The 14,047-nt window shown below is 66.0% G+C and carries 16 protein-coding genes; 9 read left to right on the forward strand and 7 right to left on the reverse strand.

All coding sequences use genetic code 11. From position 1 onward, the window contains the following. The first annotated feature begins 153 nt into the window (after positions 1 to 153). The 5 genes from ACZ303_RS07040 (at position 154) to ACZ303_RS07060 (ending at position 3,243) form a co-directional block, all read left to right on the forward strand. Positions 154 to 684, forward strand: coding sequence for a DUF6879 family protein (locus ACZ303_RS07040; RefSeq protein WP_467335900.1), 531 nt, complete (start codon positions 154 to 156; stop codon positions 682 to 684). A gap of 27 nt (positions 685 to 711) precedes the next feature. Beyond that, on the forward strand, positions 712 to 1,560 hold the full coding sequence (locus ACZ303_RS07045; protein WP_467335902.1) for a helix-turn-helix domain-containing protein: 849 nt from the start codon (positions 712 to 714) through the stop codon (positions 1,558 to 1,560). Positions 1,561 to 1,623: 63 nt separating this feature from the next. Beyond that, on the forward strand, positions 1,624 to 1,911 hold the full coding sequence (locus tag ACZ303_RS07050) for a hypothetical protein (RefSeq protein WP_467335904.1): 288 nt from the start codon (positions 1,624 to 1,626) through the stop codon (positions 1,909 to 1,911). A 100-nt stretch (positions 1,912 to 2,011) separates the two neighbouring features. Beyond that, positions 2,012 to 2,497: a hypothetical protein gene (locus tag ACZ303_RS07055; protein ID WP_467335906.1), complete on the forward strand. Its 486-nt coding sequence runs from the start codon at positions 2,012 to 2,014 to the stop codon at positions 2,495 to 2,497. An 83-nt stretch (positions 2,498 to 2,580) separates the two neighbouring features. After that, positions 2,581 to 3,243 carry a class I SAM-dependent methyltransferase gene (locus tag ACZ303_RS07060; protein WP_467335908.1) on the forward strand — a complete coding sequence of 221 codons (663 nt, stop codon included), beginning with the start codon at positions 2,581 to 2,583 and terminating at the stop codon, positions 3,241 to 3,243. 56 nt (positions 3,244 to 3,299) lie between these two features. Here ACZ303_RS07060 and ACZ303_RS07065 read toward each other — a convergent pair whose 3' ends face one another. Both ACZ303_RS07065 and ACZ303_RS07070 read right to left on the reverse strand, forming a co-directional pair. Then, entirely contained in the window at positions 3,300 to 4,706 is a 1,407-nt protein-coding gene (locus ACZ303_RS07065) for a DUF3987 domain-containing protein (protein ID WP_467335910.1), read from the reverse strand. An 87-nt stretch (positions 4,707 to 4,793) separates the two neighbouring features. Then, on the reverse strand, positions 4,794 to 5,597 hold the full coding sequence (locus ACZ303_RS07070; RefSeq protein WP_467335912.1) for an Lsr2 family DNA-binding protein: 804 nt from the start codon (positions 5,595 to 5,597) through the stop codon (positions 4,794 to 4,796). 557 nt (positions 5,598 to 6,154) lie between these two features. Between ACZ303_RS07070 and ACZ303_RS07075 the strand changes: the two genes are divergently transcribed. Then, the gene (locus ACZ303_RS07075; protein WP_467335914.1) at positions 6,155 to 6,901 is read left to right on the forward strand and encodes a hypothetical protein; all 747 of its coding nucleotides are present in this window, start codon (positions 6,155 to 6,157) and stop codon (positions 6,899 to 6,901) included. Positions 6,902 to 6,954: 53 nt separating this feature from the next. Here the strand turns inward: ACZ303_RS07075 and ACZ303_RS07080 are convergent, their stop codons facing one another. The 4 genes from ACZ303_RS07080 to ACZ303_RS07095 all read right to left on the reverse strand — a co-directional run bounded on the left by ACZ303_RS07080 (position 6,955) and on the right by ACZ303_RS07095 (position 9,393). Next, a complete protein-coding gene (locus ACZ303_RS07080; protein WP_467335916.1) occupies positions 6,955 to 7,788 on the reverse strand; it encodes a major capsid protein in 834 nt (277 codons plus the stop codon). Between the two features lie 232 nt (positions 7,789 to 8,020). Beyond that, positions 8,021 to 8,413 carry a helix-turn-helix domain-containing protein gene (locus ACZ303_RS07085; protein ID WP_467335917.1) on the reverse strand — a complete coding sequence of 131 codons (393 nt, stop codon included), beginning with the start codon at positions 8,411 to 8,413 and terminating at the stop codon, positions 8,021 to 8,023. Between the two features lie 190 nt (positions 8,414 to 8,603). Beyond that, positions 8,604 to 8,771, reverse strand: coding sequence for a helix-turn-helix domain-containing protein (locus tag ACZ303_RS07090; RefSeq protein ID WP_365965940.1), 168 nt, complete (start codon positions 8,769 to 8,771; stop codon positions 8,604 to 8,606). Positions 8,772 to 8,850: 79 nt separating this feature from the next. Beyond that, on the reverse strand, positions 8,851 to 9,393 hold the full coding sequence (locus ACZ303_RS07095) for a hypothetical protein (RefSeq protein ID WP_467335921.1): 543 nt from the start codon (positions 9,391 to 9,393) through the stop codon (positions 8,851 to 8,853). A 137-nt stretch (positions 9,394 to 9,530) separates the two neighbouring features. Between ACZ303_RS07095 and ACZ303_RS07100 the strand changes: the two genes are divergently transcribed. Then, complete coding sequence (locus ACZ303_RS07100; RefSeq protein ID WP_365965938.1) at positions 9,531 to 10,706, forward strand: tyrosine-type recombinase/integrase; 1,176 nt, start codon at positions 9,531 to 9,533, stop codon at positions 10,704 to 10,706. A 198-nt stretch (positions 10,707 to 10,904) separates the two neighbouring features. Here ACZ303_RS07100 and ACZ303_RS07105 read toward each other — a convergent pair whose 3' ends face one another. After that, positions 10,905 to 12,062 carry an acyl-CoA dehydrogenase gene (locus ACZ303_RS07105; RefSeq protein ID WP_467335923.1) on the reverse strand — a complete coding sequence of 386 codons (1,158 nt, stop codon included), beginning with the start codon at positions 12,060 to 12,062 and terminating at the stop codon, positions 10,905 to 10,907. Positions 12,063 to 12,267: 205 nt separating this feature from the next. On the opposite strand from ACZ303_RS07105, the gene ACZ303_RS07110 reads away from it, so the two are divergent. Together ACZ303_RS07110 and ACZ303_RS07115 are read left to right on the forward strand one after the other, a co-directional pair. Beyond that, positions 12,268 to 13,608: a UDP-glucose dehydrogenase family protein gene (locus tag ACZ303_RS07110; RefSeq protein WP_467335925.1), complete on the forward strand. Its 1,341-nt coding sequence runs from the start codon at positions 12,268 to 12,270 to the stop codon at positions 13,606 to 13,608. Between the two features lie 61 nt (positions 13,609 to 13,669). After that, positions 13,670 to 14,044: a VOC family protein gene (locus ACZ303_RS07115; protein WP_467335927.1), complete on the forward strand. Its 375-nt coding sequence runs from the start codon at positions 13,670 to 13,672 to the stop codon at positions 14,042 to 14,044. Positions 14,045 to 14,047 lie beyond the last annotated feature (3 nt).

Raw genomic sequence — 14,047 nt, forward strand, 5'->3', positions numbered from 1 at the left:
GGATCATCATCCAAGGCGTGACTGCTGACGCCGCCCTCGCGGAGGAGGTCGGCAGCATCGAGTGGGTGCCTGGACACGCGGTGGGGATTCCGGCACATGAGTCGGTGATCTCCCTGCCTCTACGGATGGTTCCGATCTTGAGGAAGGCGTGCGATGCCGCAGAACGTGCCGGACTTTCCGACCCTGCTCCGGAGCGCGCAGGGGTCAGCGGTCCATCTGGAGATGCGTGACAGCTACGGTGTCGCTGGCGAAGCCGAGGAGTTCGAGCAGTGGAAGCGCACCGGTGAGGTAGACCTCGACCCGGAGTCCGAAGGCTGGTCCCGCTGGGTGTCGCTGGTACGTGAGACCGTCGCCCGGGGCGTGGTCATGCGACGCGCACGCATCGTCTCCGAGCCGGTGAGCGAATACATCAAGTACGAGCACGCCACCACCGCCGTCAACGTCGCCGTAGGCGAACAAGTCCGCTGGCTGCCTCGCCGGAAAGCGCTCGGCATCGCAGTGCCCGCAGCCGACTTCTGGCTGTTCGACAACCACCTCGTTCGGTTCAACCTCTTCACAGGTGACGGGGACTGGGCTGATCCCCGATTCGAGATCACCGAAGACCCGGCTGTCGCCAAGCTATGTTCCTCGGCCTTCGAAGCGGTGTGGGACCGAGGCATCCCGCACGAGGAGTACAAGGTCTGACGTACGCCACCACCGGACTGCCAGCAGATGTCCACGTCGCCGTCCTCCAGCGCCCAGGCCGCCCGCGAAGCTCTTGCCGAGCGGCTGGTGGAGATCCGTAAGGACGCCGGTATCACCGGCCATGAGCTCTCCGTCCGGTGCGAGTGGCACCCTGCGAAGACGAGCCGAATCCAGAGCGCCAAGGCAGCGCCCACGGACGCCGACATCCGTGCGTGGTGCGCTGCCTGTGGGGTGGAGGACCAAGCAGCCGACCTGATCGCCACGGCCCGAGCAGCCGACTCCATGTATGTCGAGTGGCGCAGGCGTCACCGGACAGGACTGCGGCAGGCACAAGAGCGGTTGATCAGCGGCTACGAGCAGACCTCGCTGTTCCGGATCTACGTCTCCAACGTGATCCCGGGCTTCTTCCAGACCCCCAAGTACGCCACGGCCCTGATGCGGTCGATGACCGACTTCCACGAGACCCCCGACGATGTCGCCGAGGCCGTACCGGCCCGGATGGCCCGAAGCCGCCTCATATACGAAGGCGGGCACCGGTTCGCTGTCCTGATCGAAGAATGGGTTCTCCGGAGTCAGATCGGTGACATCGAGACTATGGCTGGGCAGCTCAGGCACCTGCTTTCGCTGATGCCTCTGGCGTCCGTGTCGCTCGGGGTGATCCCCTCCGCAGGTCAGCGGAAGGTGTGGCCGCTGGAAGCGTTTTATTTGTTCGATGACCGGCGGGTCGCAGTCGAGAACCTGACAGCCAAGATCAACGTCGTGCAACCACGCGAGATCGCCGACTACGCCAAGGCGTTCAACGAACTGTCCAGCATGGCTGTCTACGGCGGTCGCGCCCAGGCGCTGATCACTGCGGCCATCGAAGCGCTCAGGTAGATCCGCGCGCAAGAAGTCGCAAGTTCCTGGCCGTCGAAGAGCACCGGTCCCTAGCGTCTCCTCATGGCCACGGACACCGAAGCAGCCGCCCAGCAAGCCGACGCCTTCATGGCGGGGAAGAAGAAAGCCGACGACACCGCGTTCATGTTCGGACGGGTGCTGGCGGAGATGGGCATCAAGGTCGGAGACCCGGACTCCTGGCCCCAGGTGATGGGCCGGGCATCCCTCTCCGGTGAGCCGTCGGTCTTCCTGGGAACCGTGCCCCTGCCCACCGTGCGGAAGCTGATCAACGCGCTGATCTACGCCGAGTCGGCGCAGCGACGCCAGCGCGACCAGGGTCACGACGCATAGCCCGGCGTCCTCCTGAAGCCCTCGTCCGGTCCCCAGCACGACAGCCGGCGGCTGGGACGGGTTCCGGTACACCACCCCGCTCCATCGAGAGAAAGGGAACATGGTGGCAACAGCACTCCAGACGCGGACCCGCGATCCGCGCATCATCCTCAATGCCGTGCAGGAGCGAGTACCGCACCTGGTCACCGATGTGGGGGTAGAGGACCTGTGGGAGCGCGAGGTTCGTCTGCTGCTGCGTGACAGCGTGGCCGTCCGAAGCCTCGCCGAACGCATCCTTGGGCAGGGCATCGCCTACCTGATCACAGCCATGGAGAACCCCGGCGTGGACATGGGCGTCGGGTACACGGTGGACATCGGTGTCCACCAGCTCATCCTCGACACGCCCCTGTACTTCGCCCTGTGCGACGAGTACAACGCCGGGCGGTACAAGCACCACGCCCCGCTCATCGAACGCCGCCGGGATGGCACCGTGATGCGCACGGCCGAGCTGCTGCGCCAGAACGGCTTCACCGTCGATGACGAGCTGTGGGCGGTGGACGCGTCCGACTGCTCACCGTGTGACAACAAGGTCCCCGACAGCCACTGACGCGGGACTAGAGTGCCCTCGCCCCCGGTCCGAACCAGGGGTGGGGGCACCTTCTTGCCCGCCCCGACACAGAGGAAGCGCCGTTGCCCGCACGACACGACATCGAAAGCGAACGCGAACTCTGGGACACCTTCGCGGAGAGCACTAAGGACAAGGTGTTCGACGCCGACCCTGTCTTCTGCTGGACGCAGTACGCCGGGCACGGACCAGGCCCCGAACTGCTGGGCGACCCGACAACCGTCCTGGAGATCGGATGCGGTACCGGGCGAGCGCTGGCCTACCTCGCACAGCAAGGCGTGAAGGCAACGGGCGTGGACCTCTCTCCCGTCATGGTCGCGAACACCACTGAACGATGGGGCCCGTTGAGAACGCGGTTCGTGTGTGCCGAAGTGCTGGACTACCTGAGCACCACGACGGACACCTACGACGCCGTTTACTCGATCTTCGGGGCCGCCTGGTTCACCGATCCGGCCAAGCTGCTCCCGCTCGCTGCCAAGCGGTTGAATCCGGGCGGCGTGCTCGCCTTCTCCCAGCCTCCGGCCATCCCTGGTGCGTACGGGCCACAGGGCATGTACAAGGGAGGGTTCGCGGGCAAGGCCATGTACACGTACCGGTACAGCTACACACCCCGGAAGTGGGCAAGTCTCCTTCTGCGGGCTGGGTTCGAGACGGCGGATGTGCGGGTTCTCGACGCCCCCGAGCCTGACCACATCGGGACTTTGATCGCTCGCGCTGTGGTGGGCTGAGCCAAAGCAAAGCAAGAACGCCCCGGCTGTGATGGCCGGGGCGTTTCTTTGGTTGGTTAGAGGAGAGCTCGGAAGGGGTTGTCCGCGAGCGGTTCCAAGCGCTTCGGTTCGGGCGCGGGCTTCGGGGCCTGCACGGGTGCCGGGCGGTAGGCATCGAGGTGCACGACAGTGGCACTGTTCCCCTCACGCTCCGCGCTGGCCGGCTGCGGCTCCGCGTAACGGGAAGCGTCCCGGTTCTGCTCACTGCCCGCGCTCGCCGGCTGGCGCTCAGGGTGATGGGAACTGTCACCGCAGATCGTGAAGACCGTCTTCGGTCGACCGGTCTTCCCTTCCCGTTGCACGGTGACGGCGATTCCGGGCAGTTCCCTGACCTCCGTTGTGGTCGCCCCCACGTACGGGAGCACCTGAGAGGACGTGGCCCGTCCGCCGTGCATCTCGATGCGGGCCCGGACCTTGTCGGCGAGGCTGAGCGGCTGGCGCTTCGTCTTCGGGGTGGTGGCGCCCCGCGTGATGCGGACGGCGTCCTGGACGGAGCGGCGTACGAGGGTGAAGGCGGCGAACAGCATGTCGTCTGTGATGGTCTCGGAGCATTCGGAGGCTGAGAGGCAGGCCGCGACCCGAAGGGTTTGTTCGGCGGTCCGCTCGATGAACACCGCCTGTCCCTCGGGCAGGGTCTCGCCCAGGATGCGGGCGTACCGGCGGACGGTCCGCCACAGCGGCCGGGCGTCCTCGGCCAGGGTGATCACCCAGGGGCGGGCGGTGGCCCATGCGTAGGCGTCGGACAGTTCCGAGCCGTCCAGCTTCGGCAGGCTCACACGGTCGTCATCGAGCATCGGCACCGAGGCGAGCAGGAAGGGAAGGATGCGGTTGTACGAGCCGCCCGCAGCCTCGGACTCGCCCACGTACTTGGCCCAGTCGGACGGTGTGATGTGCGAGTGGAGAACCATGGCGGGGTCGCGGATTTCCTGGGCCTCTTCCTTGGTGGTGTTGCGGAGCGTTGCCCCGTCCCACGCGGCCCGGAGTTTCGTGGTGAACGACGGGTCACGCTTGACCCGCTTCAAGACCTCCGTCCACTCCTCCTCGACCACCAGAGCCCGGACGTCCCGGCCGTGTTCAGTCTCGGCCGTTGTCTCCTGCTGCTCCCAGAGGTGACGCACCAGGCTCGCCCCGGAGGTGATCCCGGACGTGGTGTGTGTTGCCAGGAAGCGGCTCAGGGGCTCGTCCAGGACGTGAAGCGCTGCCCGCAGCGCGGTTCCCTTACCCCTGCCGGTCCCGGCTACCAGCGCCGACCACACCAGCACGGGGCGGGCGTGGCCTCGGGATGACACCTTGACCGTGCCGCCGATCGCGGCCGACCACATCGACAGGGCGGCGACGTACACCCCCAAGGCGTCAGTCTCAAGAAAGGGTGTGATCTTGCGGACGGCCCGGCCGATGGGACCGTAGAGAACCGGGGTGCTCATGCTTCCTCGATGTTCAGGAGTGAGAGTTGTACAGGGGGACGGCTGGGGAGGGCGGGCGCCCGACGCGCCCGCCACCATGGGCGCGGCTCAGGCCGCTACCGTTTCCTCCACGGCCTCGGTCTGGCGGTTGAGTTCGTAGGCGTGCCGCACGTGCATCGGAATGCGTCCCTTCTCTGGGACCGTGAAGCCGTTGTCCCTGGCCCACGAACGAACCAACCGGTTCCGCTCCCGCGCACTCACCCCAGACCGACCGATCTTCACCGGCTCGGGCAGCGGGTCACCACCGGTGAACTCACCGGCTCGGACAGCGGACTTGAAGCGACCCGGTGCGGACGCATCCATGCAGGGCACATCGCGTGCCCTCGCGTCGGCCAGCTTCGTGGCGTTCCGCTCCGCACCCTCACCACAGATGATCAGCACGGTGGAGTCGTCAGCACGCCCCACCACGTCGTAGCCGCAGTTACGCACCGCTTCCCGTGCCTCGTCGATCGTGTAGCCGGGCACCTCGCCACTGACCATCACGGACGGACGCACCGGCTCGCCCTGCTCGCCCTCGGCCGGATCGTCGTCGTCCTCCGGTTCGTCCTGTCCACTCACGCTCATAGTTGGGGTCTGACCCCCACTGTCCGAGGTGCGGCCCTCAATAGCAGGGGGCTGGCCCAGGCTTTCGGCGTCGTTCTGCTCCGTGACCACCAGTGCGGCCGGAGCCTCAACAGGTACCCCCAGGGCATCCGTCAGGTACCGGCCGAACACCACGTCGTGTTCCAGGCACAGATCCCACGTGCAGGACCCCAGAGACAGCGTCGCCGTCGCCTCTACCTCGCTCCCGTCTTTCGCTATATGAGCGTCACAGAAGCTCTTGTGCACGGGAACGAGCACGGTCTTACGCATGGCGCGGGAATCCTTTGATTCGGACTGGCAGGTGAAGTCTCAGTGAGTGGCCGGAGCGTTGCTCTTACGGCCGCCGCATTCACTGTTGCGGTACTGATCAACATCCTGCCCGACCCCTATCACGAAACGATAACGGACAGATTTCTAGACCATTACTCAAAACGGGGTAATGCCCATTGGGAAAAGAATAGGACCCGCCGCGGGCCCGGTTCTCCAGGTATGTACGGGTATGAAATCCCGGACAATCGACCAGGAAGGCTTCATGCGGCCTCACCAGTGTCGACCCAGAGCCGATCAGGGCCCCCGGGGGCCTGATTCAGGCCTTCAAAGTCCCCCACAAGACCCCACTGATGACCGGCGGGGCAATTTAATAAATTAATGCCACCGAGAACACGTGATTCCTCGCACTCTTGCGATGTTCGGCATCCGAAACGACCAGAAGGACACCGACATCCAGCACCTGGAACGTCCTCTGCCCGTGGGATTGACGCCTCCCAGTGGGTGTCCTCTCGGGTGATTCGGTTCGAGAGAGGCGGCATCTCGGTACTGTCCCCAGCATGACCGACACCGACAAGTCCGCAGAATCAGCCGATCCAAGAAAGCCATCCTGGCTAAAGCTTATTGAGCGCTTCGCAGATCTCGTAATCGTCGGGGGCCTCATCCTCTTCTGCGTGCTTGCCGCCCTTTACGATTCTTTCTACGGGGCCTTCGGGCTCACGTTGACAGATGTCGGCATCGGATACACAGATACACTTACTCGTTCCTGGGGCTTCATCTTCGCAATTATGATTTTGGCCATTGCTTTTTTTGGAACCCTCTATGGCACCTACCGCCTGCTGAAGCCTCAAGCTATCCGCCTCGGCCGGTGGCTGTGCAGAAAGTGCGGGCATCTTGACGTATTCAAGCATTCCGTCAAGAGGAAGCTTCCCGTGAAAGAGTCCATGCGAATGCATTGGAGATTCTTCTTTCAGGCTTTTGCGTTGGGGCTGTTCATTCTCGCAGTTGGGTGGCTGACGCATAGATGGTGGGTTTCAGAGCGGGCACGCACTGCGGTGAGCGGGAGCCCCGTCGATCCAATTCGCGTACTGCACTTTGTCACCCTCGATATTTACGCTCATCGCGTGGTGCAGGTGACGCCAGTACAAAGCGGAGATCCGAACTCCGTTCCATGCTGCCGGAACCCCATGCTGCATCTCGGAAGCAGCGACAGAGCGTACATCCTCTACTGCCCTGAATCTGGAAACAAAAGACTGATTCGACTGTCCGTCGAAAGGTACGTCCTGCAAACCTCTCGGGAGAAATGACGGAGCCCTCAGCTTCCTTCAAGGGCTCCGTCAGCGGGCAGCTCACTTACCGATCAGGCAACTTTTAGAGCCAAGCCAACCGAGCGGCGCTCGTCCAGGACGGCGGATCCTACGTAGCAGTCCATGATGGACCGCTGCTTGAGGGTGTCGCCGTTGAAGTCCAGCAGCCAGCGCATCGCGTAGCCCCGGTCAGCACCGCCTGAGGAGAAGGTCCCGCGGACTGCCACCGGCTGGCAGACGGCCATGGCGAAGGCCGATTCGACGTAGGCCACGGCGCCCTTAACGTAGGGGGAGAAGACGACCACGAAGCCGTACGCCGAGCCGATGACGCCGCCGCGCAGGGACTCGGCAGTGCCGGCCTGGCTGACCTGGCTGAAGTTGTCGTCCTTCATGAGGGCGTTCTTCACGTCCGGGTCAACGGCCAGATACCGGGTACCGGAGACCCGGGCCTTGTCCAGGTAGGTCATGGCGTCGATGATCGCCATACGCGGGTTCTTCGGGTCCATGGTGATCAGGCCGGACGCGTTGGCGGCGCTCCTGGTGCTGATCGTGTTGGCGATGTGCTGTTCGAGGTAGTCGGCGACACCGGCGGCCTGCGGGCCGGTTACCTGGGTCTCGAAGTCGGCGATGCTGAACCGCATCTCGCGGTCGGTGAGGTCCGTGGCCACGAGCGGCTGGTCCGTGATCTCCAGCTCGACCGTGTTCTCCTTGATCGGCTTGGCCAGCGCATTGACGGACCCGGCGAAGTTCTTCGCCTCGATGATCTCCGGGCGGCGGATGCGGACCTTGTCTCCGACACCGCCCCGGAAGTCTTCCTGTGCGTCGCGGTGAACGGTGTTGGCGAGCCCGGTAGCACCCTTGAGAAGGGCGAGGGCTCCGGACGCCACGATGTGGCTGATGGCGAAGTCGTTGTCCTGAACGGCGTCGTGCAGAGTGACTATGGATAACTCCTAATAAAGAAAACGGCTGTATTCGGGGCGCTGACCTGTGCCGAGCGCCCGCAGTGGAAGGCTCGTTGAGCAACGCTGTGCGAGTCCACGCCCTTCGTGAGCCCGCAGACCTCGCAGCGGATGGTGAACTCGTATCGCCACTCGTCGTGCGGGGTGACCTTCCAGGTCATCAGAGGCTCATGGCGGCCTGGGGGCCGATGCCGGAGCGGTCGGTCTCCGCTGCGGCTCGGGCATCAGCCTTCGTCATCAGGATTCGGCCTGTGCCCTGTTCCCGGTGCCGCAGCGCCTCGGCGGCGTAGATGGCCTTGACGAGCACGTTCCAGCCTTCAGCGTCTGCGGTCTGACACCGCTGCTCCGCCTGCTCCACCAGCGAAGCCACGCTGATGCGCAGATGGTGAGCCAGCTTGATGAACGTCAGAAAGCTCGGCCGAAGGTCCCCGGCCTCGTACTTGTAGATGGCCATCGGTGAAACTCCGCACAGAGCAGCCATCTGAGGAACGGACAGGCCAAGCTCCTTGCGTCGAGCCTTGCCACGAACAGGGTCATAGAGATTCACGATCACTCCAGAGATTTGTAGAACGAGAGGCCAAATAAAAAATCCCCTCAGGGGGGAGGAGGTAGCTCTAGATGTAGAACCCGCTCAAAATAAATGTCGGTGTCCGGTGGGCCCGGATCGGACACCAACAGCGGAAAGTGTGACTGGCCTCACCCCTGGATGGGTGACTTTGCCCTGACGGCGTGACACCCCGGTATCAGTCAGCTCGGTTGTCGAACCATCGCTCCAGTTCGGTCGGGCGGCACCTCAACGCTTGCCCCACCTTCTTGAACGGCAATGCCTCGCGGCGCCAGTTGTCGTACACCCAGGAAGGCGGCTTGCCCAGGAACTCGGCAACGTCGGCAACGGTCATCAGCTTGGTCAAAGGTCCTCCGAAACAGAACAGCCCCCGAGTGGCCTCGGGGGCTGACGAAATATGAAGCTGAGTGCGCGACAGGAAGCGGCTATCTCACCGCGCTGGCCATCGATTCCAGGACCGCCTTGGCCTTGTCGGTCAAGTCCCCTCCGGCCTTGCCCGCCAGCGTGCTCAGATAGCCGTCCCGGCGGGCCTTCTTGAGGTGGTCCTTGACCGTCTCCGGACGTCGGTCGATCAGCCGGGCCAGCCAGGGAACGGGCGCAGGCGCCCCGCTGTCGGCCATGCCCTTGTAGGTCGCCGCCAGCATGGCCAGGTACCGCTCGGAGACGCCTTCGTCGGCCAGCAGCGCCCCTGCGGCCTCCCCGGATTCGGTGAGCTTCCGCGTCACGTCCTCCAAGGTGCGCTGGGCCTCAGGGGCCAGCTTGGCCGCGTTCATGGCCGCTGCGATGTCCAGCCTGCGAAGCACCGTTGTGGAGATTCCGCGCACCACATCCCGAGAAGACGCGTCATCGGCCGCCTCCACGGTGATGCGCTGCGGGCCGCCCGTCACCGGGCCCGCCGGCCACCACATCCGGATCACCCAGCTCCCTTGCTGCTGGCTGATCTCGAAGCCGCTTTCCTCTGCTCGCATACGCCGAGGCTACACCACACGGAGTGGACCACCCCGGGTTGACAAGCAAGGGTGGATGCCGGGCAGACTGAGGCACGGGCCGACCAAGGACGACATGGGGGGCGGTCCGCTCACCGACCAGAGAGGCCAGCACGGCAGTGGCAAGGGCATGGGTAGCGCGGTCCACGGACGATCCGAAGAAGTGGACCACCTACTGGTACGACCCCGACGGCAAGCAACGGCAGAAGACGTTCGAGACCAAGAAACGCGCTGACGACCAGCGCAAGCGCAAGGAGCGGGAACTCGACGCGGGGACCTACCTCGACGACAAACTGGCCAAGCAGCCCGTGACGGCCGTCTGGCAGCAGTGGACGACCCAGCGAAAGCTGGAGAACAGCACCAAGAAGCAGTACCGGTCGATCCTGACGACGACCATCGAGCCCTTCTTCAAGGCCCGCTCCATCGGCTCCCTGAAGGTCGCGGACGTCGAGCAGTGGCTGTTGTGGATGGAGACCGACCGCAAGCTGGCCGCCAGGACACGCCGCCAGCGCTTCTCGTTCTTCTCCGGAATGATGGACTGGGCCGTGATCAACGAGATCATCGGCCGTAACCCCTGCAAGAAGATCAGGCATGCGGGCAGCCGCGCCAAGGAGATCCGCGAGCACAAGACCAAGGCGCGGCGGCTGACGACGCGGGAAGTCCTCGCCCTGCTGGACAGCTGCCCGCCCCGGTACCGGGCGATGCTCTGGCTGATGGCCGGCTGCGGTCTGCGGCTCGGCGAGGCCATGGGCGTGGCCCGCGACCAGATCGACTTCAAGGCCGAGACGCTACGGGTCGACTTTCAGATCACCGAGGACGGTGAGACCGAGTCGGGCAAGAACAGCGCGCTTCAGCGTCGGCACATCAAGGCGCGCGACGAGGAGGAGCCCGGCCGGATCGTCCCGCTCCCGCCGAACGTCGCCTTCGAGCTGCGGCGGCACATCAAGAACCACGGAGTGTGGGGGCCGGAGGGCCTGCTCTTCCCCAACGTCACCCGGACCGGCTACCTGTACGCGTCGTACTTCTACCCGAAGATCTGGCTGACGGCGCTCACCAAAGGCAAGGTGCCGTACTGCAAGCCCCACGCCCTCCGGCACTACTACGGGTCTCGCCTGCTCTACGCAGGCGTCCCTGAGAACGACGTGGCGGACTGGATGGGCCACAGCAGCACGGACGTGCTGCGGCAGCACTATCACTACATCTTCGAGGGAGCCGAGCAGCGCGGCAGGGCGGCCATCGCAACGATGCTGACACCCGGCGCGGACGACCCCACCGAGCGGGCCGAGGTCGCCTGATCGACCCAAACGAACAGCCCCCGGCGCTACGCCGGGGGCTGTGTCATATGTGCAGGTCAGAGGGCGTTTTCACCCCAGCGTCAGCCCAGGATCTCCCCAGCATGACGCCAGGAACGGCCCCGACCGGGCCGGAACGGACCGAAGCCCGAGACTGCCGTTCCGATAGCGGAAAACTGCCTCTGACCTGCGAAAATGCCGCTACGGCAGGTTCCTGGCCATGACGATCCGCTGGACCTGGTTCGTGCCTTCATAAATCTGCGTGATCTTGGCGTCGCGCATCATGCGCTCGACCGGGTAGTCACGGGTGTAGCCGTAGCCGCCGAGGAGCTGGACGGCGTCCACCGTGACCTCCATGGCCACGTCCGAGGCGAAGCACTTGGCGGCCGCGCCCTGGAAGGTGAGGTCGCTGTCGCCGCGCTCCGACTTCGCGGCGGCCGCGTAGGTCAGCTGGCGGGCGGCCTCGATCTTCATGGCCATGTCGGCGAGCATGAACTGCACGCCCTGGAAGTCCGCGATCGGCTTGCCGAACTGCTTGCGCTCCTGGACATAGCCCTTGGCGTAGTCCAGCGCGCCCTGGGCGATGCCCAGCGCCTGCGCCGCGATCGTGATGCGGGTGTGGTCGAGCGTCTTCATCGCCGTGGCGAAGCCGGTGCCCTCCTCGCCGATCATGCGGTCGGCGGGGATCCGGACGTTGTCGAGGTAGACCTCGCGGGTCGGGGACCCCTTGATGCCGAGCTTGCGCTCGGGGGCGCCGAAGGAGACGCCCTCGTCCGACTTCTCGACGACGAACGCGGAGATGCCCTTGGAGCGCTTCTCCGGGTCGGTGACGGCCATGACCGTGTAGTACTCGCTGACGCCGGCGTTGGTGATCCAGCGCTTCACGCCGTTGAGGACCCAGAAGTCGCCGTCGCGCACGGCCTTGGTCTTCATGCCGGCCGCGTCCGAGCCCGCGTCGGGCTCGGAGAGGCAGTACGAGAACATCGCGTCGCCCTGGGCGAGCGGGCCCAGGTACTTCTTCTTCAGCTCCTCGGAACCGGAGAGGATCACCGGCAGCGAGCCCAGCTTGTTGACCGCCGGGATCAGGGAGGAGGAGGCACAGACGCGCGCGACCTCCTCGATGACGATCACGGTCGCCAGGGCGTCGGCGCCCGCGCCGCCGAAGTCCTCCGGGACGTGCACGGCGTGCAGGTCGGAGGCGACCAGCGCGTCGAGCGCCTCCTGTGGGAAGCGACCCTCCTCGTCCACCTCGGCGGCGAACGGCGCGATCTTCGCCTCGGCGAGCTGGCGAACGACCTTCCGGAGCTCGTCGTGCTCCTCGGCCGGCCGGTACAGGTCGAAGTCCTTTGATCCCGCCAAGGCGTACTCCCCTGAAAAGTTAACTACCGTTTAGTAACCCAATTCTAGGGGGCGGCTTCCGGACAGGGATACGTGAGCTTGCCGACAGCGTCCGCACAGGGTCCGCGCTGCGCCCGGTGGTCATGGCGTCTCCCCAGGTCCTTCCCCTGCCCGGCCCCGACTATGCTCGGGGCGCAGTCCAGCCCGTCAGCACATGGAGCACCGCATGGCCCCCAGGATCACCGTGATCGGCACCGGCTACCTCGGCGCCACCCATGCCGCCGCCATGGCCGAACTCGGATTCGAGGTGCTGGGCCTCGACGTGGTCCCCGAGAAGATCGAGATGCTCGGCCGCGGCAAGGTCCCGATGTACGAGCCGGGCCTGGAGGAGCTGCTGCGCCGCCATGTGGCCGGAATCGAGGGTTCGACCGGGCGGCTGCGCTTCACGGACTCCTGGGAGGAGGTCGGCGAATTCGGCGACGTCCACTTCGTCTGTGTGAACACTCCGCAGAAGCACGGCGAGTACGCCTGCGACATGTCCTACGTCGACTCCGCCTTCTCCTCGCTGGCCCAGGTGCTGCACCGGCCGGCGCTGGTCGTCGGCAAGTCCACCGTCCCGGTCGGCAGCGCGGCCCGGCTCGCCCGGCTGCTGGCGGAGCGGGCGCCGGCGGGCGCGGACGTCGAGCTGGCCTGGAACCCCGAGTTCCTGCGCGAGGGCTTCGCGGTCCAGGACACCCTGCACCCGGACCGGATCGTCGTCGGCGTCTCCGGCGAGCGTGGCGAGAAGCTGCTGCGCGAGGTGTACGCGATCCCGATCGGCGAGGGCTCGCCGTTCGTCGTCGCCGACTACCCCACGGCCGAGCTGGTCAAGACCGCCGCGAACTCCTTCCTCGCCACGAAGATCTCCTTCATCAACGCCATGGCCGAGGTCTGCGAGGCCGCCGACGGCGACGTGGTGAAGCTGGCGGAGGCCATCGGCCACGACGAGCGGATCGGGAAGAAGTTCCTGCGGGCCGGCATCGGCTTCGGCGGCGGCTGCCTGCCCAAGGACATCCGCGCCTTCATGGCCCGCGCGGGCGAGCTGGGCGCCGACCAGGCGCTGACGTTCCTGCGCGAGGTCGACTCGATCAACATGCGCCGCCGCGGCCACATGGTCGAGCTGGCCCGTGAGACGGTCGGTGGCAGCTTCCTCGGGCAGCGCGTCGCGGTGCTCGGCGCCACGTTCAAGCCGGACTCCGACGACGTGCGGGACTCCCCGGCGCTCAATGTCGCCGGGCAGATCCACCTCCAGGGCGGCCAGGTCACCGTCTACGACCCCAAGGGCATGGACAACGCCGCCCGGCTCTTCCCGACGCTCGCCTACGCGCCGACCGCGCTGGAGGCGTGCCGCGGGGCGCACGTCGTGCTGCATCTGACGGAGTGGTCGGAGTTCCGCGAGCTGGACCCGGCCGCGCTGGGCGAGGTGGTGGCCGAGCGGCGGATCCTCGACGGCCGCAACGCGCTCGACTCCGGCGCCTGGCGCGGGGCCGGCTGGGCCTTCCGGGCGATGGGCCGGCCGCAGGCGTAGCCCGGCCCCCGGCGGGGAACCCGTCTCTTCCCCGTCCGGTTCCATCCGAGGAGGAGTGAGCATGGGCTTCGCGAAGATCACCGCGATCGTCCTGGACTGTCCCGAGCCCCTGGCGCTGGCCCGTTTCTACGCCGAGGTGCTCGGCGGCGAGATCAAGGGCGGCGCCGACGACGACTGGGTCGACCTCTTCCTGGAGGACGGTCACCGGCTGGCGTTCCAGCGCGCCCCCGGCTACGTACCGCCGAACTGGCCCAGCTCCGACGACAACTCGCAGCAGCTGCACCTCGACTTCGACGTCACCGACATCGAGGCGGCACAGGAGCGGGTGCTGGCGCTCGGGGCGCTGCCGCTGGACATCGACGACCAGGACGGCCGGCGTGACTTCCGCGTCTACGCGGACCCCGCCGGCCACCCGTTCTGCCTGATCCTCCCCTGACGG

Source organism: Streptomyces sp. NPDC023527, assembly GCF_055560115.1.

Coding starts and splice junctions, on each gene's coding strand:
- ACZ303_RS07040 (WP_467335900.1), top strand. CDS start 154: ATGCCGCAGAACGTGCCGGACTTTCCGACCCTGCTCCGGAGCGCGCAG.
- ACZ303_RS07045 (WP_467335902.1), top strand. CDS start 712: ATGTCCACGTCGCCGTCCTCCAGCGCCCAGGCCGCCCGCGAAGCTCTT.
- ACZ303_RS07050 (WP_467335904.1), top strand. CDS start 1,624: ATGGCCACGGACACCGAAGCAGCCGCCCAGCAAGCCGACGCCTTCATG.
- ACZ303_RS07055 (WP_467335906.1), top strand. CDS start 2,012: ATGGTGGCAACAGCACTCCAGACGCGGACCCGCGATCCGCGCATCATC.
- ACZ303_RS07065 (WP_467335910.1), bottom strand. CDS start 4,706: ATGAGCACCCCGGTTCTCTACGGTCCCATCGGCCGGGCCGTCCGCAAG.
- ACZ303_RS07070 (WP_467335912.1), bottom strand. CDS start 5,597: ATGCGTAAGACCGTGCTCGTTCCCGTGCACAAGAGCTTCTGTGACGCT.
- ACZ303_RS07075 (WP_467335914.1), top strand. CDS start 6,155: ATGACCGACACCGACAAGTCCGCAGAATCAGCCGATCCAAGAAAGCCA.
- ACZ303_RS07095 (WP_467335921.1), bottom strand. CDS start 9,393: ATGCGAGCAGAGGAAAGCGGCTTCGAGATCAGCCAGCAGCAAGGGAGC.
- ACZ303_RS07110 (WP_467335925.1), top strand. CDS start 12,268: ATGGCCCCCAGGATCACCGTGATCGGCACCGGCTACCTCGGCGCCACC.
- ACZ303_RS07115 (WP_467335927.1), top strand. CDS start 13,670: ATGGGCTTCGCGAAGATCACCGCGATCGTCCTGGACTGTCCCGAGCCC.